This is a genomic window from Inquilinus sp. OTU3971 (assembly GCF_038440215.1).
In genome coordinates, this window is the sequence record NZ_JASATH010000160.1 from 1 (window position 1) to 19,536 (window position 19,536).

General features: G+C 69.6%; 21 protein-coding genes. 7 read left to right on the forward strand and 14 right to left on the reverse strand.

The window, feature by feature from the left end; translation table 11 throughout:
• Positions 1-256 precede the first annotated feature (256 nt).
• Positions 257-892, reverse strand: coding sequence for a glutathione S-transferase family protein (locus AAHM41_RS30065; RefSeq protein ID WP_342240307.1), 636 nt, complete (start codon positions 890-892; stop codon positions 257-259).
• Between the two features lie 92 nt (positions 893-984).
• Between AAHM41_RS30065 and AAHM41_RS30070 the strand changes: the two genes are divergently transcribed.
• The 3 genes from AAHM41_RS30070 to AAHM41_RS30080 are packed head-to-tail and all read left to right on the forward strand — an operon-like array spanning position 985 to position 3,630.
• A complete protein-coding gene (locus AAHM41_RS30070) occupies positions 985-2,370 on the forward strand; it encodes a leucyl aminopeptidase family protein (protein ID WP_342240327.1) in 1,386 nt (461 codons plus the stop codon).
• A 40-nt stretch (positions 2,371-2,410) separates the two neighbouring features.
• A complete protein-coding gene (locus tag AAHM41_RS30075) occupies positions 2,411-2,767 on the forward strand; it encodes a MarR family winged helix-turn-helix transcriptional regulator (RefSeq protein WP_342240308.1) in 357 nt (118 codons plus the stop codon).
• Positions 2,764-3,630 carry a C40 family peptidase gene (locus AAHM41_RS30080; protein ID WP_342240309.1) on the forward strand — a complete coding sequence of 289 codons (867 nt, stop codon included), beginning with the start codon at positions 2,764-2,766 and terminating at the stop codon, positions 3,628-3,630. The genes AAHM41_RS30075 and AAHM41_RS30080 overlap by 4 nt, the downstream gene beginning before the upstream one ends.
• Before the next feature lie 159 nt (positions 3,631-3,789).
• Here AAHM41_RS30080 and AAHM41_RS30085 read toward each other — a convergent pair whose 3' ends face one another.
• Both AAHM41_RS30085 and AAHM41_RS30090 read right to left on the reverse strand, forming a co-directional pair.
• Complete coding sequence (locus AAHM41_RS30085) at positions 3,790-3,984, reverse strand: hypothetical protein (protein WP_342240310.1); 195 nt, start codon at positions 3,982-3,984, stop codon at positions 3,790-3,792.
• A gap of 8 nt (positions 3,985-3,992) precedes the next feature.
• Complete coding sequence (locus AAHM41_RS30090) at positions 3,993-4,925, reverse strand: 2-hydroxyacid dehydrogenase (protein WP_342240311.1); 933 nt, start codon at positions 4,923-4,925, stop codon at positions 3,993-3,995.
• Between the two features lie 293 nt (positions 4,926-5,218).
• Between AAHM41_RS30090 and cysE the strand changes: the two genes are divergently transcribed.
• Complete coding sequence (cysE, locus tag AAHM41_RS30095) at positions 5,219-6,076, forward strand: serine O-acetyltransferase (protein WP_342240312.1); 858 nt, start codon at positions 5,219-5,221, stop codon at positions 6,074-6,076.
• Positions 6,077-6,130: 54 nt separating this feature from the next.
• Complete coding sequence (locus tag AAHM41_RS30100; protein ID WP_342240313.1) at positions 6,131-6,949, forward strand: arylamine N-acetyltransferase family protein; 819 nt, start codon at positions 6,131-6,133, stop codon at positions 6,947-6,949.
• On the opposite strand, the gene AAHM41_RS30105 is transcribed toward AAHM41_RS30100, so the two are convergent.
• Positions 6,936-8,309 carry an Nramp family divalent metal transporter gene (locus tag AAHM41_RS30105; RefSeq protein ID WP_342240314.1) on the reverse strand — a complete coding sequence of 458 codons (1,374 nt, stop codon included), beginning with the start codon at positions 8,307-8,309 and terminating at the stop codon, positions 6,936-6,938. The two genes, AAHM41_RS30100 and AAHM41_RS30105, sit on opposite strands and share 14 nt — an antisense overlap.
• 246 nt (positions 8,310-8,555) lie before the next feature.
• Here AAHM41_RS30105 and mntR point away from each other — a divergent pair, with 246 nt between their 5' ends.
• The gene (gene mntR, locus AAHM41_RS30110) at positions 8,556-8,990 is read left to right on the forward strand and encodes a manganese-binding transcriptional regulator MntR (protein WP_342240315.1); all 435 of its coding nucleotides are present in this window, start codon (positions 8,556-8,558) and stop codon (positions 8,988-8,990) included.
• A gap of 60 nt (positions 8,991-9,050) precedes the next feature.
• On the opposite strand, the gene AAHM41_RS30115 is transcribed toward mntR, so the two are convergent.
• Positions 9,051-9,992, reverse strand: a complete 942-nt coding sequence (locus AAHM41_RS30115; protein ID WP_342240316.1) for a LysR family transcriptional regulator — start codon at positions 9,990-9,992, stop codon at positions 9,051-9,053.
• A gap of 109 nt (positions 9,993-10,101) precedes the next feature.
• On the opposite strand from AAHM41_RS30115, the gene AAHM41_RS30120 reads away from it, so the two are divergent.
• Positions 10,102-10,938, forward strand: coding sequence for an oxidoreductase (locus tag AAHM41_RS30120; protein WP_342240317.1), 837 nt, complete (start codon positions 10,102-10,104; stop codon positions 10,936-10,938).
• Between the two features lie 26 nt (positions 10,939-10,964).
• Here the strand turns inward: AAHM41_RS30120 and zapE are convergent, their stop codons facing one another.
• The 9 genes from zapE to AAHM41_RS30165 form a co-directional block, all read right to left on the reverse strand.
• Entirely contained in the window at positions 10,965-12,137 is a 1,173-nt protein-coding gene (zapE, locus tag AAHM41_RS30125; protein WP_342240318.1) for a cell division protein ZapE, read from the reverse strand.
• A 75-nt stretch (positions 12,138-12,212) separates the two neighbouring features.
• Complete coding sequence (locus tag AAHM41_RS30130; RefSeq protein ID WP_342240319.1) at positions 12,213-12,986, reverse strand: GNAT family N-acetyltransferase; 774 nt, start codon at positions 12,984-12,986, stop codon at positions 12,213-12,215.
• Entirely contained in the window at positions 12,983-14,395 is a 1,413-nt protein-coding gene (locus AAHM41_RS30135; RefSeq protein WP_342240320.1) for a homospermidine synthase, read from the reverse strand. Before AAHM41_RS30135 ends, AAHM41_RS30130 begins: the two co-directional genes overlap by 4 nt.
• A 142-nt stretch (positions 14,396-14,537) precedes the next feature.
• A complete protein-coding gene (locus tag AAHM41_RS30140) occupies positions 14,538-15,320 on the reverse strand; it encodes a succinate dehydrogenase iron-sulfur subunit (protein ID WP_342240321.1) in 783 nt (260 codons plus the stop codon).
• A gap of 103 nt (positions 15,321-15,423) precedes the next feature.
• Positions 15,424-15,717, reverse strand: a complete 294-nt coding sequence (locus AAHM41_RS30145; protein WP_342240322.1) for a GIY-YIG nuclease family protein — start codon at positions 15,715-15,717, stop codon at positions 15,424-15,426.
• 100 nt (positions 15,718-15,817) lie between these two features.
• Positions 15,818-17,608, reverse strand: a complete 1,791-nt coding sequence (gene sdhA / locus AAHM41_RS30150) for a succinate dehydrogenase flavoprotein subunit (RefSeq protein ID WP_342240323.1) — start codon at positions 17,606-17,608, stop codon at positions 15,818-15,820.
• A gap of 4 nt (positions 17,609-17,612) precedes the next feature.
• A complete protein-coding gene (sdhD, locus tag AAHM41_RS30155; RefSeq protein ID WP_342240324.1) occupies positions 17,613-18,008 on the reverse strand; it encodes a succinate dehydrogenase, hydrophobic membrane anchor protein in 396 nt (131 codons plus the stop codon).
• Positions 18,008-18,334 (reverse strand): succinate dehydrogenase, cytochrome b556 subunit, encoded by a 327-nt coding sequence (gene sdhC / locus AAHM41_RS30160; RefSeq protein WP_446719497.1) that lies wholly within the window; start codon positions 18,332-18,334, stop codon positions 18,008-18,010. The genes sdhD and sdhC overlap by 1 nt, the downstream gene beginning before the upstream one ends.
• A gap of 245 nt (positions 18,335-18,579) precedes the next feature.
• A complete protein-coding gene (locus tag AAHM41_RS30165; protein ID WP_342240326.1) occupies positions 18,580-19,452 on the reverse strand; it encodes an HpcH/HpaI aldolase/citrate lyase family protein in 873 nt (290 codons plus the stop codon).
• Positions 19,453-19,536: the final 84 nt, after the last annotated feature.

The following is a 19,536-nucleotide window of genomic DNA, read 5'->3' on the forward strand; positions in this document are numbered from 1 at the left end:
TCTGCGCGCGTCCGCGCGCGAATGGGCAAAGGCCCTGACCTGCCGGACAGGCAGATTTGCTGGGATCCAGGCCGAATCGAGCGGAGAGAACCCCCTCCCCCCACCCCCTCCCGCAAGGGGGGCTCATTTTGCTTTCGTCATGAGCGTCCCGGACGATCCCGGGGGGAATTCTGAAAAGGTCTCGCAAGCGGGAGAGGCAACACCTCACCGCCTTGCTGCGATCAGCCTGACCTGGCCTGGCCTAAACTCATCCACTCTAAAAGGTCAGCACCCAGGGCTCGGCCATCCCTGCCTCGACCCAGCGCCGCATCGCCGGCAGGTCCAGCACAGCGTCGGCATAGACCCGGCAGGCGGGGTCGAGCGGCACCTGGTAGCGGTCGAGGCGGATGACGACCGGCGCATACATGCAGTCGGCCGCGCCGAAGGCGCCGAACAGGAACGGGCCCTCGGCGCCGGCCGCCTCGCGGCATTGCCGCCAGATCGCCGTGACGCGGGCGATATCGGCCTCGGCCGCAGCGCTGCGGGCTTGGCCGGGGGCCGGCGGCGCCAGGTCCATCGGCAGCTCGTTGCGCAGGGCGTGGAAGCCGCTGTGCATCTCCGCCGCGATCGACCGCGCCAGGGCCCGGCGCGCCGGGTCGCGCGGCCACAGGGCGAGATCCGGGAAGCGCTCGGCCAGATATTCGAGGACCGCCAGGCTGTCCCAGACCGTCGTCCCGCCGTCGATCAGGGTCGGCACCTTGCCGCTCGGCGAATGGCGCAGGATCGCCTCCTTCGACCCGTCGCGGTAGAGCGGGATCAGGATCTCCTCGAAGGCGATGCCGTGATGCGCCAGGGCCAGCCAGGGCCGCAGCGACCAGGAGGAGTAGCGTTTGTTGCCGATGATGAGGCGCATGGCGGTCCGGTCCGGCTGAGGGGGTTGGCAAGGGAAACGGGCTGGAGCATGGTGTGCCGCCCCGAGTTTCCGAACGCAAGAAGGCCTGCGCCGTGCTGCCGAATCTGGTCGATGCCGCCGAGGGAGAGACCGTCTCTCTGATCCCGCTCAGCAAGGCTGCGCTCGAAGGCTGGCGCGCCGCCGCGACGCCGGCGCAGCGGGCCTGGGCCGAGGCCAACGGCTTCGCCGCGGAATCCGGCCGCACCCTGGCGCTGCCGGGTGAGGGCGGGCGGGTCGATGCGATCCTGGTCGGGATCGACTCCGCCTCCGACCCCTGGGCCTTCGCCGGGCTGCCGACCGGGCTGCCGGTCGGGACCTACACGCTGGATGATTCGGCCGAGCCGGCGACCGCCACCGCCGCTGCTTTCGGCTGGGCGCTCGGCGGCTACCACTACGGCCGCTACAAGGGGCCGGAGCGGGTGTCGGCCAAGCTGGTCTGGCCGCAGGCGGCCGACCGTGCCGCGGTCGAGCGCGCGGCCAGCGCCACCATGCTGGTGCGCGACCTGGTCAACACCCCGGCCAACGACCTCGGCCCGGCCGAGCTGGCCGCGGCGGCCGAGGCGCTGGCGAAGGAGTTCGGCGCCCGCTTCAGCGTCATCACCGGCGACGAGCTGCTGAGCCGCAACTATCCGCTGATCCATGCCGTCGGCCGCGCCTCCAGCCGGGCGCCGCGGCTGATCGACATCGAATGGGGCGACCCGTCGGCGCCGAAGGTGACGCTGGTCGGCAAGGGGGTCGTCTTCGATTCGGGCGGCCTCGACCTCAAGGATTCCGGCAACATGCTGCTGATGAAGAAGGACATGGGCGGTGCCGCCCATGCCCTCGGCGTCGCCCGCATGGTGATGATGGCGCAGCTGCCGGTGCGGCTGCGCGTGCTGGTGCCGGCGGTCGAGAACGCGGTGTCCGGCGACGCCTTCCGGCCGATGGACGTCTATCGCAGCCGCAAGGGGCTGACGGTCGAGATCGGCAACACCGACGCCGAGGGACGGCTGGTGCTGTGCGATGCGCTGGAGGAGGCGTCGTCCGAGAAGCCGGAGATCATCGTCGACTTCGCCACTTTGACCGGCGCCGCCCGGGTCGCGCTCGGCACCGACGTGCCGGCGATGTTCTCGAATGACGACGCCACCGCCGATGCGCTGGCCGCGGCGTCGCGCCGGGTCGAGGACCCGCTGTGGCGCCTGCCGCTGTGGCAGCCCTACAACCGGCTGCTGAAATCCGGCATTGCCGACATCAACAACGCACCCGACACGCGCTTCGGCGGGGCCATCACCGCGGCCCTGTTCCTCGAGCGTTTCGTGGCCCCGGGCGTGCCCTGGGTGCATATCGACCTCTATGCCTGGAGCGGCAGCGACCGCCCGGGCCGGCCGAAGGGCGGCGAGGCGATGACGATGCGGGCCGTCTACGCCCTGCTGGAGGAGCGGTTTGGAGGCCGGCGCTGATTCGATCGACCGTATCGCCGTCGCCGGGGACGAGTGCGGCATGACCGTCGCCCTGACCTCGCTTCAGGCGCTGGAGCTGTGGCGCCATGCCCTGACCGCGGCGGTCCGGCGCGAGGCGCCCGACCTGTCGTCGCGGCAGATCGCGCTCCTGCTCACCATCTACCTGACCCCGGCGCCGCACACCGTGCGCGGCCTGTCCTCGACCCTGCAGATCTCCAAGCCGGCGGTGACCCGCGCGCTCGACCGGCTGGGTGAACTCGGCCTGACCCGCCGCACCGTCGACGCGGCCGACCGGCGCAACGTGCTGATCGAGCGGACCGAGGCCGGCCAGGCCTATCTCGACGGCTTCGCCGATCTGGTGCGCCAGGCGGCCAGCATGATCGGGGCCGCAGCGTGACCGAGCCGGACCGCAACCTGGTGCCCTGGCGGCCGGACCTCGCGGCCGAGAGCCTGCGCGGCTTCCATGCGGCGAAGCGCTACGCCGCCGGCACGCTGCACCAGGCCATCCGCGGCATCGTGCCGATGCGCGCGGCGCCCGATGCGTCGCGCGGCCAGGCGACCGAGATGCTGCATGGCGAGACCATCACGGTCTATGAGGTCAGGGACGGCTGGGCCTGGGGCCAGCTCACGGTGGACGGCTATGTCGGCTATGTCGAGGCGGCGGGCCTGTCCGACCGGATCGCCGCGCCGACCCACCGGGTCCTGGCCTTCCGCGCCTTCCTCTATCCGGTGCCGGACTTCAAGCGCCCGCCGGTCCGCGCGCTGAGCTTCCGCAGCCCGGTCGAGGTGGTGGAAAGGGAGGAGGGCTATGCCCGGATCCGTGAGGCCGGCGAGCCCGGCGGCTGGCTGCCGGAGGTGGCGCTGGGGCCGCTCGACGCGGTCGAGCCGGACGTGGTGGCGACGGCGCAGCGCTTCCTCGGCGTGCCCTATCTCTGGGGCGGCCGCTCCAGCCTCGGCATCGACTGCTCCGGCCTGGCCCAGCTCGCCTGTGCCGCGGCCGGTTATGCGATCGAGCGCGACACCTACCGCCAAGTACAGACTGCCGCGACGCTTGTGGGGACGGATGACAGCGTCGGGCTGCGGCGCGGCGACCTGGTCTATTTCCCAGGCCATGTCGGCCTGATGGTTGACGGCGAGACCCTGATCCACGCCAATGTGCGGGCGGCCTGCGTCTCCTTCGACCCGGTGCGCGAGGTCGCGGCCCGCGTGGCGGCGGACGAAGGCAAGGGCATCGTCGCGGTGCGGCGGTTCGGGCGGTAGGTCCGCCATCTGCGGCTTCTCAAAGCCAAAACCCCGTTTCGTCATCCCCGCGAAAGCGGGGATCTCGTCACGTCTCAACCGGATAGAGATTCCCGCTTTCGCGGGAATGACGGCGGAGGGGAGGGTTGGGCTTAAAGGAAATCCGAAGCTCTTTGCCCTCTATTCCGCTCGCTTGCCGGCCCGCTTCACCAACGCGGCGCGCTCCCGGCGCCACTTCGCCGAGACCTCCTCCTGCGGGATGCGCTTCACGCTCGGATCATCGGCCTCGCGCATGCCCTGCTCGACCTCGGCGCGAAACCAGGCGTCGTGGTCCCGTGCGGTGTGTGGCCGCTGACCTGGTCCGAGGATGCGCATGACGCACCCTAATACCCCCGCGACCGGTCGACCACGTCCTGCATCGGCTCGCCGCGCTCGAAGCGGGCGATCTGCTCGGCCAGGCGCAGCGTCGCATATTTGGCGTTGTTGTTGGCGGCGATATGCGGGGTCAGCACCACCTTCGGATGGGTCCAGAACGGGTGGTCGGACGGCAGCGGCTCGGTCCGGAACACGTCCAGCACCGCGCCGGCGAGATGGCCGGCATCGAGCGCGGCCACCAGGTCGGCATCGACCAGGTGATGGCCGCGCCCGGCATTGATCACCCAGGCGCCGCGCGGCAGGGCGGCGAACAGCCGTCGGTCGAGGATGTTCTCGGTCTCCACCGTCAGCGGCAACAGGCAGACCAGGATCTCGGATTGCGCCAGGAAGGCGTCGAGCTGCGCCGCGCCGGCGAAGCCTTCGACGCCCTCGACCGCCTTGGGCGTGCGGCTCCAGCCCACCACCCGGAAGTTCAGCGCCGTCAGCGCCCGCGCCGTGGCGCCGCCCAGCGTGCCGAGGCCGAGGATGCCGATTGTGACGTCGCGCGCCAGCCTCTGGTCGTGCTGCTGCCACACCCCCGCCGCCTGCTGGGCGCGGTAGGTCCGGGCCTGGCGGTGGATGGCCAGCACCTGCTCGGCCACGAACTCGACCATGCCCTCGGTCAGGCTGAGATCGACCATGCGCACCAGCGGCACGTCGGCCGGCAGGGTCGGGTCGCGCAGCATGGCGTCGATGCCGGCACCGAGCGAATAGATCACCTTGAGGTTGGGCAGCCCCGCCAGCATCCCGGCCGGCGGCTTCCAGACGATGGCGTAGTCGATCTCGGCCGGGCCGCCGATCTCGGGCCAGACCCGCACCTCCAGCGCCGGCATCGCCGCGCGCAGCGCCGGCAGCCACTGGGCGGGGTCGTCGGTGGCCGAAGCGAAGACGGCAACGGGCATCTGGCAATTCTCCGGGATCAGCATTCAGATCAACCGTACGAGATCCCGACCCGCCATTGCGAGCCTCGAAGGAGGCGCCGGCGTTCCCATACATACAGGCTCTGGATCGCTGCAGCTCATCGTTATAAGACACGATTATATGTTAAAATAAAAATCTAATCACAAGATTTATGTAGTACTAAAGAATTCATCTCCGCTGATGACAAGCAGCCGGGGAAGTCCTATCTCCTGCCGGAGGTCATTGTTGCCGGGCGCAGCTCCCCGCCGCCCGGCCCGGCAAAGGGGAAGAGGTCATGCCCGACACCGCCCTGGCGCGGAAGGCCGAAATTGCCGGCCCGATCGCGTTCGACCGGAACGCCGAGGTCTTCGCGCTGATGCGCGATTCCGCCACCGTCTTGGCGCGGCAGGAGCCGATCCTGGCGCCGGTCGTCGAACGCATCGTGCTCGGCGCCACCGATTTCAGCGACGCGCTCGCGCGCCTGCTGGCGACCAAGCTGGAATGCGACACCGCCTGCCATGACCGGCTGCTGGCGCTGGCGACCGAGGCGATGCGCGTCGATCCGACGATCGCCGGCCACGCCGCGCTCGACCTCGACGCCATCAAGGACCGCGACCCGGCGGCGCGCAACCACCTGACGCCGTTCCTGTTCTTCAAGGGCTTCCACGCGCTGCAATGGTACCGGGTCGGCCACTGGCTGCTCGGCCAGGGGCGCCATGCCCTCGCCAGCTTCCTGCAGAGCCGGGTGTCGGAGAGCCTCGCGGTCGACATCCATCCCGCCGCCCGGATCGGCTGGGGGCTGCTGATCGACCACGGCACCGGCGTCGTCATCGGCGAGACCGCGGTGGTCGGCAACGACGTCTCGATCCTGCACGGCGTCACCCTCGGCGGCACCGGCAAGGAAAGCGGCGACCGCCATCCGAAGGTGCGTGACGGCGTGCTGATCGGTGCCGGTGCCAAGATCCTCGGCAACATCGAGATCGGCGAAGGCGCCAAGATCGGTGCCGGCAGCGTGGTGCTGACCGCCGTGCCGCCGCACCGGACCGCGGTGGGCGTCCCCGCCCGCATCATCGGCTCGTGTTCGGAACCGCTGCCCGCCCTCACCATGGATCACTCGATCCCGGTGCCGCCCGGCATCGACTTCGTCATCTGACGACATCGGGTTAGGCTCTCCTCCCTCCGCGCTGCGGAGAGGGGGAGGGCCGCCATGACCAACAGCTTCGATCTCGACGCCTATCTGCGCCGCATCGGCCATGACCGGCCGGTGGCGCCGGATCTGGCGACGCTGCAGGCGCTGGTGTTCCGCCACGCCTGCACCATCCCGTTCGAGAATCTCGACCCGTTCCTGGGCCGGCCGCCATTGCTCGACCCCGCTTCGCTGCAGCGCAAGCTGGTGCAGGGCGGCCGCGGCGGCTACTGCTTCGAGCAGAACCTGCTGCTGCGCCAGGCGCTGCTGGCGATCGGCTTCCGCGTGACCGCCTATACCGCGCGGGTGCTGTGGGGCCAGCCTGAGGATCACGTCAGCCCGCGCAGCCACATGCTGCTGCGGGTCGATCTCGCCGACGGCCCGCGGATCGTCGATGTCGGCTTCGGCGGTCAGACCCTGACCGGCGTGCTGCACCTCGAGCCCGGCATCGAGCAGCCGACCCCGCACGAGCCGTTCCGGCTGCTGCCGGTCGACCGCGACCTGAAGCTGCAGGCCAAGGCGGGGGAGGAGTGGCGGTCGCTGTACCGCTTCGACCTGCAGGAGCAGTGGCCGGTCGATTACGAGGCGTCCAACTGGTATCTCGCCACCCATCCCGGCTCGCATTTCGTCACCGGCCTGATCGCCGCCCGGCCGCAGCCCGGCAGCCGCCACGCCCTGCGCAATGCGGACTACGCCATACACCGGCTGGACGGCGGCACCGAGCGGCGAACGCTCGCCGACGCCGCGGAGGTGAGATCCGTGCTGGCCGGCGTGTTCGGCCTGACCCTGCCTGAGGGGCTCGACCAGGCCCTGGCGCGGCTGTCGGTTACGCCCCGGTGACCCAGTCGAACAGCAGCTTGACGTTCAGTACGATGATCACCGCCGAGACCAGCCAGGCCGTCCATTTCAGCCAGGCCGGGTTGGCGAAGGCGCCCATCTTGGCGCGGTCGCTGGTGAAGGCGACCAGCGGCACCACGGCGAAGGGCAGCTGCAGGCTCAGCACCACCTGGCTCAGCACCAGCAGATGGGCGGTGCCGCTCTCGCCATACATCGCGGTGACGATCACCGTCGGCACGATGGCGATGCCGCGGGTGATCAGCCGCCGCAGCCAGGGCCTCAGCCGGATCGAGAGGAAGCCCTCCATCACGATCTGCCCGGCCAGGGTGGCCGTGAGGGTCGAGTTCTGGCCGGAGGCCAGCAGCGCCACTGCGAACAGAGTGCTGGCGATGCCGACGCCCAGAACCGGCGCCAGCAGCTGGTAGGCGTCCTGGATCTCGGCCACCTCGGTCCGGCCGGTGGTGTGGAAGGCGGCGGCGGCCAGGATCAGGATCGCGGCGTTGATGAACAGGGCGAACATCAGCGCCACGGTCGAATCGATGGTGGCGTAGCGGATCGCCTCGCGTTTGCCGGTCTCGGTGCGGTCATAGGCCCGGGTCTGCACGATCGATGAGTGCAGATACAGGTTATGCGGCATCACCGTCGCCCCGATGATGCCGATGGCGATGTACAGCATCTCCGGGTTGGTGACGATCTCGGGCGAGGGCAGGAAGCCGCGGGCGATCTCGGCGATCGCCGGCTGGGCCAGGATCAGCTCGACCAGGAAGCAGCCGGCGATGATCAGCATCAGGCCGATGATGAAGGCCTCGAGATGCCGGAAACCGCGGTTCTGCAGGTACAGCACCACCATGACATCGAGCGCGGTCAGCACCACGCCCCACAGCAGCGGGATGCCGAACAAGAGCTGCAGCGCGATCGCGGTGCCGATCACCTCGGCCAGGTCGCAGGCGACGATCGCCACCTCGCACAGGAACCACAGCGCCAGGGCGACCGGCCGCGGATAATGGTCGCGGCAGGCCTGGGCCAGGTCGCGCCCGGTGACGATGCCCAGCTTGGCGGACAGCGCCTGCAGCAGGATCGCCATCACGTTCGACAGCAGGATGACGGAGAGCAGCGTGTAGCCGAAGGCCGAGCCGCCGGCCAGGTCGGTCGCCCAGTTGCCCGGGTCCATGTAGCCGACGGCGACGATGTAGCCCGGGCCGACGAAGGCGAACAGCTTGCGCAGCCAGCCGACGCCCTTCGGCACCGCAATGGTTCGATGCACCTCGGGCAGGCTCGGGGCCGTGGGCTCGGTGCGCCAGCCGGAGCCGGCGGCGCTGCCCTGCTGGGCGATCTCCTGGATGGCGATGTCGCTTCTCATCATGCGCGCTCGTTCCTCTCCGCTGCCGTGCAGCGGCCGGATCGTTGTTCGATCGATTTCCCCTTCTCCTGTACAATGTAGCCATGGCTACATTCTTGGCAAGCGTCATCACCTTGTCATTTTCCGATCTGCCGGTATGATGCGCCGCAACCGCGCCGGCCCCAGGGACCGCAAGCACCACGACCGCAAGCACCGCGGTCCCGATTCAGCAATGGCGCCGGAACGTTTCCGGCTCCGAGGACAGACGAGATGACGGAACAGGATCGCCCGACCGACACCGGGCTCCAGGCCGCGGGGTTCAGCCGGGTGCGCCAGGCCCGGCAGACCGAGACGGCGGAAGACTATGTCGAGATGATCGCCGAGCTGATCGACAGCCAGGGCGAGGCGCGGATCGTCGAGCTGGCGGAGCGATTCGGCGTGGCCCATGCCACGGTGAACAAGACCATCGCCCGGCTGCAGCGCGAGGGGCTGGTCAGCGCGCGGCCCTACCGCTCGATCTTCCTGACCGATGCCGGGCGGGAGATGGCCGATTCCTGCCGCCGGCGCCACCGCATCGTGGTCGAGTTCCTGAAGTCGATCGGAGTCAGCGACGAGGTGGCGGAGATCGATGCCGAGGGCATCGAGCACCATGTCAGCGCCGAGACCTTGGCCGCCTTCGAGCGCCTGGTGACGATGAAGGCCTGAGCAGGGCTGCACCGTCGGTCCCCGATCGCGCCCACCCGCGCCGCGGCATCATCGCCGCGGTCAGGGCTCCGGCACGGTCGCTGACAGGACGGTTCCGGCAGCCGCGGCTTTCACCGCATCGATGAACGCGCGCAGGGCGGGAGCCATCTGGCGCTGCTGCGGATAGCACAGGAACAGCCCGGGGAACGTCGCGGACCAGCGTTCCAGCATCGGCACCAGCCGGCCCGCGGCAATGTCGTCGGCCACGGTCTGCTCGACCGGAAAGGCGATGCCGATTCCCTGCAGGGCCGCGCGCCGTGCCATCTCCTTGTCGTTGACGATCAGGGGGCCGTCGACCGCGACCGAAAACCAGCCGCCGTCCTCGAAGAACTCCCAGGCATAGGGCGTGGAGCGCCCCGGCCAGCGCCAGCGGATGCAGCGATGATGCACCAGGTCGCGCGGATGCTCCGGCCCGCCATGGGCGGCCAGATAGGCGGGGGACGCCACCGCGACCTGGCGCATCGCGGGGCCCAGGCGGACCGCGACCATGTCCCGCTCGATCACCTCGCCGATGCGGATCGCGGCATCGAAGCCGCCGGCGACGATGTCGGTCACCTCGTCGTCGAGGGTGATGTCGAGCACGACGTCCGGATAGGATCGGGCGAAGGCGGCCAGGATCGGCTGGATGAAGGCCTCCGCGGCCGAGCGGAAGGCGTGGATGCGCACCGTGCCGGCCGGGCGCTCGCGATAGCGCCGCACCTGGCCGATCGCCTGGCTCAGCTCCGACACCACCGGCCGTACCCGGCGCAGCAGGTTTTCGCCGGCATCGGTCAGCGCCACGCTGCGCGTGGTCCGGTTGAGCAGCCGCACCCCGACGCGCTCCTCGAAGCCGCGCACCATCTGGCTCAGGGCCGAGGGCGAGACGCCGAGCATCTCCGCCGCCCGGCTGAAGCTCAGCAGATCGCCGACGGCGACGAAGGCCCGCAGCTGGTTGTAGTCGCTGCCCGACAACAGGGAATCCATGGCCCAATGAACCTCTTTTAAGGACAGCTTACAAGCGCTGTCAGAATGGCATGTATTCTGAAGGCTGGTGGCCGGGCGTATCTCGGGGGTCGCAAAAAGGAGACGTTCCATGAAGACCTGGTTCATCACCGGCATTTCGCGCGGCCTCGGGCTGGCGCTGGCCAAGGCGGCGCTGGCGGACGGGGACACCGTCATCGGCACTGTCAGAAACGGCGGATCCGACCTGCCGGCCGGGCCGGGCACGCTGCACGTCCTGACCGTCGACCTCGCCGACGGCGCGGCGGCGGAAGCGGCTGTCGAACGGGCCTTTGCCCTGGCGGGCCGCGTCGATGTGATCGTCAACAATGCGGGCTATGGCCTGCTCGGCGCCGTCGAGAAGGCGGGCGACGCCGACGTGGCCCGGCTGTTCGATGTCGACGTGTTCGCGCCGTTTCGCATCATCCGCGCGGCGCTGCCTCGTCTGCGGGCCCAGGGCTCGGGCCATATCGTCAACATCACCTCGATCGCGGGCCGGGCGCCCGGTCCCGGCTCCAGCCTCTACGCGGCGGCGAAGCATGCCCTGGAGGGGCTGAGCGTGGGCCTGGCGCAGGAGGTCGAGCCTCTCGGCATCAAGGTCACCGCGGTGGCGCCGGGCGCCTTCCGGACCGACTTCCTGTCGACCCATTCGATCCGCCGGAGCGAGGCGGAGGATGCGGCCTATGCGGCGAGCGTCGGGCGCAGCGCGGCCGCGTTCGACACCATGGCCGGGAAGCAGCTCGGCGATCCCGACCGGGCGGCGCAGGCCATCCTCGCGGCCGTCCGCGCGGACAATCCGCCGCTCCACCTGCTGCTGGGAAGCGATGCCCTGCGGCGCGCCCAGACCAAGCTCGATGCGCTGATCGAAGAGATGAACCGCTGGGAAGAGGTGACCCGCAGCACCGATTTCCCGGCGGTCGAGCCGGCCTGAGATCCAGGGTGGGAGGCAGGCGGTCGCTAGGCCGCCTTCTTCGCCTCGACATACTCGGCCGACTGCATCTCCATCAGCCGGCTCTCGGTGCGGGCGAATTCCAGCGCCTGGCTGTCGCCGGCATAGAGCTGGGTGACCGGCACCTCGGCCGCGATCACCACCCGGCGGCGGGCCTCGTACAGGCTGTCGATCAGCACGATGAAGCGCTTCATCTCGTGGCGCTTGGCCTCGGTGAAGCGCGGCACGCCCTCGATGATCACGGTGTGGAAGGCGTCGGCCAGGGTCAGGTAGTCGGCGGCGCCGAGCGGCCGGGCGCACAGCGCGTCGAAGTCGCACCAGGCCACGCCCCGGGCGGCGCGCGGCACCTCCAGCATGCGGGCGCCGGGGACGGAGAGGGTGACGGAGGCGCCCTCGGCGCCATCGGTCAGGTCGGCGAACAGATCAGTCAGCGCCTTGTGTGCCGTGCCACCCAGCGGCGAATGGTAGACCGGCCGGCCGTGCAAACGGTCGAGCCGGTAGTCCCGGCCGCCATCCAGTTGCACCACCTCCAGCTTCTTCTTGATCATGGCGATGAAGGGCAGGAAGCGGTCGCGCTGCAGCCCGTCCTTGTACAGCTCGTCCGGCGGCCAGTTCGAGGTCGCGACCACGATCACGCCCAGGCCGAACAGCGCTTGGAACAGCCGGCCCAGGATCATGGCGTCAGCGATGTCCACGACATGGAACTCGTCAAAGCACAGCAGCCACGCCTCGGCGGCGATGCGGCGGGCCAGCGGCGGGATCGGGTCGGCCCCGCCATTGCCGTTCGCGCCTTCGGCCGCGGCGCCGGACTGGCGCCATCCATGGATGCGCTGATGCACCTCGAGCATGAAGGCGTTGAAATGCACCCGGCGCTTGCGCGGCACCGGCGTGGTCTCGAAGAACAGGTCCATCAGCATGGACTTGCCGCGCCCGACGCCGCCCCAGAAATACAGGCCGCGCGGCGGGTCGGCGGCCGGCTTCTTCTTGCCGAAGCCGAGGCGGGACAAGAGGCCGTTGCCGTTCTCGGGTTCGGGCGGGATATAGCTGCGCAGCTGCCGGTGCAGCCGCTGCAGCTTTTCAACCGCCGCCGCCTGGGCGGGGTCGGGCCGCAGCGCGCCCTCGGCGATCCGGCGGCGGTAGAGGGCAAGCGGTTCGTCGTCTTGCGCTGCAACATCGGGCATGGCGAGCGTGCTTAACCCAAGCCCCACCGAAACGCCAGACCGGGCGGCGCATCCCTGGCCTGACCCTGCGGCGCGTCAGGCTGCGTGCAGGTCCAGCTGCACGCGGCGCTCGACCAGGGTGAAGCCGGCGCGCTCATAGACCCGGCAGGCCGCCGGGTTGAGGTCGTTGGTGGCCAGCAGCGCCGTGGTCACGCCCTCGGCCCGCAACACCGCCAGCAGGCCAGCCAGCACATGCCCGGCCAGGCCCTCGCCACGGCGGGCGGGGTCGACCAGGAAATTGCCGATCATCGCCCGGCTTCCGGCGCGGGCGAGGACGCCGCCGGCGGCGACCGGGCGGTCGTCCTCGACGATCGCGACGAAGGGCAGGTCCAGCATCCAGGCGGAGAACACCGTCGCCGGGTAATGCGCGGCGTAGAAGCGGCGTAGCGGCTGCAGCTCGGCCGGTCCCATCCGGCGGCAGGCGGGATTGGGCTCCGGGAGGTCGGCGAGGAGGCGGGCGTAAAAGCGCAGACCGTCCTCCAGCGCCAGCCTGTCAAGGCAGGCAGGCCGCAGCCGCTCCGCCTGGTCCGGCGTCAGATGCAGCTCCAGCGGCCGCGGATCAGCCGGCAAGGACAGGAGGGCTGCGTCGCCGACCGCGCCGACCGGCGTGTAGGCCGACAGCCCGTCGAAGGCGATGCCGAGGACGGCGCCCTCCGGCTCCAGCAGCACCGATCGGCTGCGGTCGTCCGCGGCGGCGGCGTCCAGCGCTGCGTCCCAATAGAGGGCGAACACCGGATGTCCGACCACCAGGGCGCCGACCCGCGCCCGCTCCTCGCGGGACAGGTCGGCGACCGGGCGGAAGCCGGTCACACCACCCGGATGTTCTGGAACTGCCAGGGGTCCTCGGGATCGATGTCCTCGGCGAACAGCTGGCCGCGGCCCTGCAGCGGATTCCAGTCGGTGAAGGCGCCGGCCAGCTCGCCGAGATAGGGGCGAGCCACCTCAAGCACCCGCTCGTGGTCCATCTCCTCGGGCTCGACCAGCCCGCGGTCCGGGTTCTCGATCGCCCAGACCAGCCCGCCCAGCACCGCCGCCGTCACCTGCAGGCTGGTGGCGTTGTTGTGCGGCGCCAGCTCGCGCGCCTCGCCGATGGTCAGGCGCGAGCCGTACCAGTAGGCGCCCTTGGCATGGCCGGCCAGCAGCACGCCGAGCTCGTCCATGCCCTCGGTGATCTCGTCCATCATCAGCCGCTTGTTCGGCTGCAGCTCGTAGTTGCGGCCGGCGAATTCGTGCACCGACAGCACCGCGTCGTCGGATGGGTGGTAGGCGTAGTGCACGGTCGGCCGGTATTCTGGCTGGGCGCCGGAGCCGACGGTCAGGTAGTCGGCCAGCGAGATCGCCTCGTTGTGGGTGATCAGGAAGCCGTGGATCGGCCCGGCCAGCGGGGTCCAGGTGCGCACCCTGGTGGCGGCGCCGGGGCGGGCCAGCCAGATCGCCGCCTGCGACCCGGCGACGTGGCGGTTGCCGTCGGCCGGGAAGTGGCGCTCATGGCTGCCCCAGCCCAGCTCGGCCGGCTGGCAGCCCTCGCCGACGAAGCCGTCGATCGACCAGGTGTTGACGAACTCGCCCGGCTTCTTCGGGAAGCGGGCGACCTGGGTGTCGCGCTCGGCGACATGGATCACCTTCACGCCCAGCGTTTTGGCCAGGCCGGCCCAGCCGGCGCGGTCGGCCGGCACCGGCGGCTCGAAGCCGGTCGCGGTGGCGATGTCGAGCAGCGCGCGCTTGACGAAATGCGAGACCAGGCCAGGGTTGGCGCCATGGGTCAGCACAGCGGTCGGCGCGCCGGGGTTGCGGCCGAGCGCCAGCGCCGCCTCGCGCAGCGCGTAGTTCGACCGGTCGGCCGGGCCGAGATTGGGGTCGGTGTAGCCGCCAAGCCAGGGCTCGATGCAGGTGTCGATGTAAAGCGCCCCGCGCTCCCGCGCCAGCTCGATCAGCGCCACCGAGGAGACGTCGACCGAAAGGTTGACCAGGGCGTCGCCCGGGCCGAGCAGCGGTTCGAGCAGTGTCCGATAATTGCTGCGTGTCACCGGTTCATGGATGAAGCGGACGCCGTACAGTTCCGCCTCCTTCTGGCCTCTCGTCTCCGCCGTCACGATGGTGACGCGGTCGGAGGTCAGGGTCAGGTGCCGCAGCAGCAGCGGCAGCACGCCCTGGCCGATCGAGCCGAAACCGACCATGAGGATGCGGCCGGTGAAGGGTGTGCGCGCGGGTTTCGCCATTTAGAAGGACACTCCTCGAGTGTGTTGCGTGCAGGATCGCTCCGTGAGGTGGGCAGACCGTGGGTCACTGGGCGGTTGATAAAAAAAAAGCGCCGGGGTCACCAGCGCTTTTTTGTGACGTTTTACTGCGGGGTGACGCAGGTCAGCCGGCGCGTTCGAGCATCAGCTTCTTGATCTCGCCGATCGCCTTGGCGGGATTGAGGCCCTTCGGGCAGGTCTTGGTGCAGTTCATGATGGTGTGGCAGCGGTAGAGGCGGAACGGGTCCTCCAGCGCGTCCAGCCGCTCGCCGGTCATCTCGTCCCGGCTGTCGGCGATCCAGCGATAGGCCTGCAGCAGCACCGCGGGGCCCAGGTACTTGTCGCCGTTCCACCAGTAGCTCGGGCAGCTGGTGGTGCAGCAGAAGCACAGGATGCACTCGTACAGGCCGTCCAGCTTCTCGCGCTCCTCCGGGCTCTGCCGGCGCTCGCGGTCGGGCGGCGGCGGGCTCTCGGCCTGCAGCCAGGGCTTGATCGACGCGTATTGCGCGTAGATGTGGGTCAGCTCCGGCACCAGGTCCTTCACCACCGGCATGTGCGGCAGCGGGTAGATCTTGACGTCGCCCTGCACCTCCTCGATCGGCTTGAGGCAGGCCAGGGTGTTGGTGCCGTCGATGTTCATCGCGCAGGACCCGCAGATACCCTCGCGGCAGGAGCGCCGGAAGGTCAGGGTCGAGTCGATGTCGTTCTTGATGTGGATGATGGCGTCCAGGACCATCGGCCCGCAGCGCGCCAGGTCGATCTCATAGGTGTCGAGCCGCGGATTCTCGCCGGTGTCCGGGTCCCAGCGATAGATCTTGAAGGTTCGCGGCTTCTTGATCTCGCCGGGAACCCGCACGGTCTTGCCGGGCTGGACCTTGGAATTGCGGGGCAGGGTGAATTCGGCCATGTCGTCCTCGGGTCGCGCTCGACCTTGTTTCGGCGCCGGACCGCCTTCGCGGCGCCAGCCCCTAACCAACCTCGTCATCCCCGCGAAAGCGGGGATCTCTCACCTACTCGCTCAGCGAGTCGAACAGATCGGCCCAGGCCGGATTGTCCGTCTCGATCAACTCCACCTTCCATGCTCTTCGCCACTTCTTGATCTGCCTCTCCCGCCGGATGGCGGACTCGGCATTCTCGTGCCGTTCGATCCAGACCAAGCGTCCGACGCCGTAGTGTGCGGTAAACCCTGGAACGATCTTGTTCCGATGCTCCCAGGCCCGCTTGGGGAGGTTGGATGTGACGCCGGTGTAGAGCACACCATCCTTCCGGCTCGCCATGATGTAGACGAAGAAGGACTTGTCCATCCGCGGTCCCGAGGAGATCCCCGCGTTCGCGGGGATGACGATCAAGAGAGACGAACTCCAGAGTCGATAGCGTTGAGCAGGCTGGCTTTCTTATCCTCCGTCAGTACACCCGCGCCTTCGGCGGGAAGCTCTGGACTTCGTTGGTCATCGGCTGGAGATGGACCGGGCGGTAGTCGATGCGGGTCTTGCCGGCCTCGTCGATCCAGACGACGCTGTGCTTCATCCAGTCGACGTCGTTGCGGTCCGGGAAGTCCTCGCGGGCATGGGCGCCGCGGCTCTCCTCGCGGTTGACGCCGGAGCGAATGGTGGTCACGGCGTTGATCATCAGGTTCTCGAGCTCCAGCGTCTCCACCAGGTCCGAGTTCCAGATCAGCGACTTGTCGTCGACGCCCAGGCCCTGCTGCTTGTCCCAGGTGACGTCCATCTTCTCGCAGCCCTCGGCCAGGGTCTGGCCGGTGCGGAAGACGGCGGCGTCGTTCTGCATCGTCCGCTGCATCTCCAGCCGCAGGTCGGCGGTGCGGACCTCCTGCTTGCCATGGCGCACGCGGTCCAGCCGGTTCAGCGCGAACTGGCCGGCATCGGCCGGCACCGGCTTGTGGGTCTGGCCGGGCTTGATCAGCTCGGCGCAGCGGATCGCGGCGGCACGGCCGAACACCACCAGGTCGAGCAGCGAGTTCGAGCCCAGCCGGTTGGCGCCGTGCACCGAGACGCAGGCGGCCTCGCCGATCGCCATCAGCCCCGGCACCACGCGGTTCGGGTCGGCGGCGGTCGGGTTGACCACCTCGCAATGCACGTTGGTCGGCACGCCGCCCATGTTGTAGTGCACCGTCGGCAGGACCGGGATCGGCTCCTTGGTCACGTCGACGCCGGCGAAGATCTTGGCGCTCTCGGCGATGCCGGGCAGGCGGTGGTGGATGATGTCGGCGTCGAGATGCTCGACATGCAGGTGGATGTGATCCTTGTTCGGGCCGACGCCGCGGCCCTCGCGGATCTCGATCGTCATCGACCGGCTGACCACGTCGCGCGACGCCAGGTCTTTGGCCGAGGGGGCGTAGCGCTCCATGAAGCGCTCGCCCTCGGAATTGGTCAGGTACCCGCCCTCGCCGCGCACGCCCTCGGTGATCAGGCAGCCGGCGCCGTAGATGCCGGTCGGGTGGAACTGCACGAACTCCATGTCCTGCAGCGGCAGGCCGGCCCGCGCCGCCATGGCGCCGCCGTCGCCGGTGCAGGTGTGGGCCGAGGTGCAGGAGAAATAGGCGCGGCCGTAGCCGCCGGTCGCCAGCACCGTCTGGTGGCCGAAGAAGCGGTGGATGGTGCCGTCGTCCAGGTCCCAGGCGACGACGCCGCGGCAGGCGCCTTCCTCGTCCATGATCAGGTCGATGGCGAAGTACTCGACGAAGAATTCCGCCTCGTGCTTCAGCGCCTGCTGGTACAGCGTGTGCAGCATGGCGTGGCCGGTGCGGTCGGCCGCGGCGCAGGTGCGGTAGGCGCGGCCCTTGCCGAATTCGGTGGTCATGCCGCCGAAGGCGCGCTGGTAGATCTTGCCCTCGGCCGTGCGGCTGAAGGGCATGCCGTAATGCTCGAGCTCGATGATCGCCGGGATCGCCTCGCGGCACATGTACTCGATCGCATCCTGGTCGCCGAGCCAGTCAGAGCCCTTGATGGTGTCGTACATGTGCCAGCGCCAGTCGTCCGGCCCCATGTTGCCGAGCGCGGCGGAGACGCCGCCCTGGGCGGCGACGGTGTGGCTGCGGGTCGGGAAGACCTTGGTGATGCAGGCGGTCTTCAGCCCCTTCTCGGCCATGCCGAAGGTGGCGCGCAGGCCGGCGCCGCCGCCGCCCACCACGACCACGTCATAGAAATGATCGATGAAGGTATAGGACGCAGGCATGGGGTTACCCCGAGATGGCGATCTTGAGGACGGAGACGGTCATCGCCGCCCCCAGGAACACGGCCAGGCCCTTGGTCGCCAGGTCGGCGATCAGCTTGGTGTGGTGGCCGTGGACGTAGTCCTCATAGACCTCGGTCAGGCCATTGGCCGCGTGATGCAGGCCGATGGCGATGAACAGGATGAACAGGGCGGCGTTGACCGGATGGGCCAGCCAGGCCCGGACCTCCGGCAGCGGCGATCCCAGATGGGCGATCACCGCGATCACGAACCAGATGGTCAGCGGGATCAGCGCCAGCGCGGTGACGCGCAGGCCGCGCCAATGGGCGAAGCCGGACTTGGCGGAGCCGAGGCCGCGGGCATGGGCCAGCGGGGTGCGCAGCGAGGTGTTCTTGGTCGTCATCACCACACCACCAGGCCGATGATCCAGGCCAGCACGGTCAGCACCGCTGTGGCGATCAGCACGGCATAGCCGGTCTTGTGCATGGTCGGCAGGTCGTAGCCCCAGCCGGCGTCCCAGGCCAGGTGCCGGATGCCGGCGCAGAGATGGTAGAATAGCGCCGCCGTCCAGCCGAACAGCATCAGCAGGCCGAGCCAGGAGCCGATGAACCACTGCGCCGCCGCGAAGGCCTCGGGGCCGGCGGCCGCCGCGATCACCCACCAGGCCAGCAGCAGGGTGCCGACGGACAGGGCGATGCCGGTGCCGCGGTGCAAGATCGACGTGACCATGCTGATCTGCCAGCGGTAGATCTGCAGATGGGGCGAAAGTGGCCTCGGCCGTTTCTGAGGAACTGCCTCGGAGGCGGACATGCGGATTTACTCCGATGCGCAATGGACATCAGGCGCGGGTCGCGATCGAGCCTGAACGGGTCGGGGAGTGACTTACGCGCCGCACTGCAGCAAGTCAACGAACAGGCCAATAGTTTCAAGCAGATGCGAGCCATTCGCAACTGAACTCTCATGGGCCGGAACCGCTATGTGCCGCTGCGTTCGGCGATGGCGCGGTGCATCGCCACCACCCGCTCCGCATCGCTGACATGCAGCGCCTCGACCAGCCGGCCGTCGACGATGGTGACGCCCTGGCCGGCGGCCAGGGCCGCGGCATGGGCGGCGATCACGCGCAGCGCGGTTTCCACCGCCTCCATGCTCGGGGCGAAGGCGGCGTTGGCGGCGGCGAGGGTCTTCGGGTGGATCAGCGACTTGCCGTCGAAGCCCAGCGCCGCGCCCTGGCGGCACGATTCGGCGAAGCCGGCCTCGTCCTCGAGGTCGAGATGGACCCCGTCGATCACCGCCAGGCCGTAAGCGCGGCCGGCCAGCAGGCACAGGCCCAGCGCGGTCAGCAGCGGCTGCCGCCCCGGCTCATGCGCCGCCCGCAGATCCTTGGCCAGGTCCGAGGTGCCGAGGATCAGCCCGGCCAGGCGGGCGGAGGACCCGGCGACGGTGGCGGCGTTGAGCACGCCGAGCGGCGTCTCGATCATGCACCACAGCATCAGGTCCTTCGGCGCGCCGGCTGCGGTCAGGGCGGCCTCGGCCGCCTTCACCGTCTCCGGCCGCTCGACCTTGGACAGCACGACGCCGTCGGCGCCGCTGCCGGCCAGCGCGGCCAGGTCGTCGGCGCCCCAGGGTGTGTCGGCGGCGTTGGCGCGGACCAGCACCTCGCGCGGCCCCCAGCCGCCGGCCCGGACGGCGGCCACCACCCGCTCGCGCGCCGCCATCTTGGCGTCCGGCGCAACCGCATCCTCCAGGTCCAGGATCAGCCCGTCGGCGTCCAGCGTGCGCGCCTTGTCCAGCGCGCGGGGGTTGGAGCCGGGGACGTAGAGCAGCGAACGGCGGGGGCGGATGGTCATCGGGCGGCCTTCGTGGTCTCGCCCCTATTTGTCATTGCCGGGCTTGACCCGGCAATCTAGAAGGTCGCGACGCTCTCTGGATGC

What these genes read in the sequence shown, in the direction of transcription:
- sdhD (WP_342240324.1), bottom strand. Translation starts at nt 18,008, where the DNA reads ATGACGACCAAGAACACCTCGCTGCGCACCCCGCTGGCCCATGCCCGC.
- sdhA (WP_342240323.1), bottom strand. Translation starts at nt 17,608, where the DNA reads ATGCCTGCGTCCTATACCTTCATCGATCATTTCTATGACGTGGTCGTG.
- mntR (WP_342240315.1), top strand. Translation starts at nt 8,556, where the DNA reads ATGACGGAACAGGATCGCCCGACCGACACCGGGCTCCAGGCCGCGGGG.
- AAHM41_RS30115 (WP_342240316.1), bottom strand. Translation starts at nt 9,992, where the DNA reads ATGGATTCCCTGTTGTCGGGCAGCGACTACAACCAGCTGCGGGCCTTC.
- AAHM41_RS30140 (WP_342240321.1), bottom strand. Translation starts at nt 15,320, where the DNA reads ATGGCCGAATTCACCCTGCCCCGCAATTCCAAGGTCCAGCCCGGCAAG.
- AAHM41_RS30075 (WP_342240308.1), top strand. Translation starts at nt 2,411, where the DNA reads ATGACCGTCGCCCTGACCTCGCTTCAGGCGCTGGAGCTGTGGCGCCAT.
- AAHM41_RS30065 (WP_342240307.1), bottom strand. Translation starts at nt 892, where the DNA reads ATGCGCCTCATCATCGGCAACAAACGCTACTCCTCCTGGTCGCTGCGG.
- zapE (WP_342240318.1), bottom strand. Translation starts at nt 12,137, where the DNA reads ATGCCCGATGTTGCAGCGCAAGACGACGAACCGCTTGCCCTCTACCGC.
- cysE (WP_342240312.1), top strand. Translation starts at nt 5,219, where the DNA reads ATGCCCGACACCGCCCTGGCGCGGAAGGCCGAAATTGCCGGCCCGATC.
- AAHM41_RS30105 (WP_342240314.1), bottom strand. Translation starts at nt 8,309, where the DNA reads ATGATGAGAAGCGACATCGCCATCCAGGAGATCGCCCAGCAGGGCAGC.
- AAHM41_RS30165 (WP_342240326.1), bottom strand. Translation starts at nt 19,452, where the DNA reads ATGACCATCCGCCCCCGCCGTTCGCTGCTCTACGTCCCCGGCTCCAAC.
- AAHM41_RS30090 (WP_342240311.1), bottom strand. Translation starts at nt 4,925, where the DNA reads ATGCCCGTTGCCGTCTTCGCTTCGGCCACCGACGACCCCGCCCAGTGG.
- AAHM41_RS30085 (WP_342240310.1), bottom strand. Translation starts at nt 3,984, where the DNA reads ATGCGCATCCTCGGACCAGGTCAGCGGCCACACACCGCACGGGACCAC.
- sdhC (WP_446719497.1), bottom strand. Translation starts at nt 18,334, where the DNA reads ATGGTCACGTCGATCTTGCACCGCGGCACCGGCATCGCCCTGTCCGTC.
- AAHM41_RS30100 (WP_342240313.1), top strand. Translation starts at nt 6,131, where the DNA reads ATGACCAACAGCTTCGATCTCGACGCCTATCTGCGCCGCATCGGCCAT.
- AAHM41_RS30145 (WP_342240322.1), bottom strand. Translation starts at nt 15,717, where the DNA reads ATGGACAAGTCCTTCTTCGTCTACATCATGGCGAGCCGGAAGGATGGT.
- AAHM41_RS30135 (WP_342240320.1), bottom strand. Translation starts at nt 14,395, where the DNA reads ATGGCGAAACCCGCGCGCACACCCTTCACCGGCCGCATCCTCATGGTC.
- AAHM41_RS30120 (WP_342240317.1), top strand. Translation starts at nt 10,102, where the DNA reads ATGAAGACCTGGTTCATCACCGGCATTTCGCGCGGCCTCGGGCTGGCG.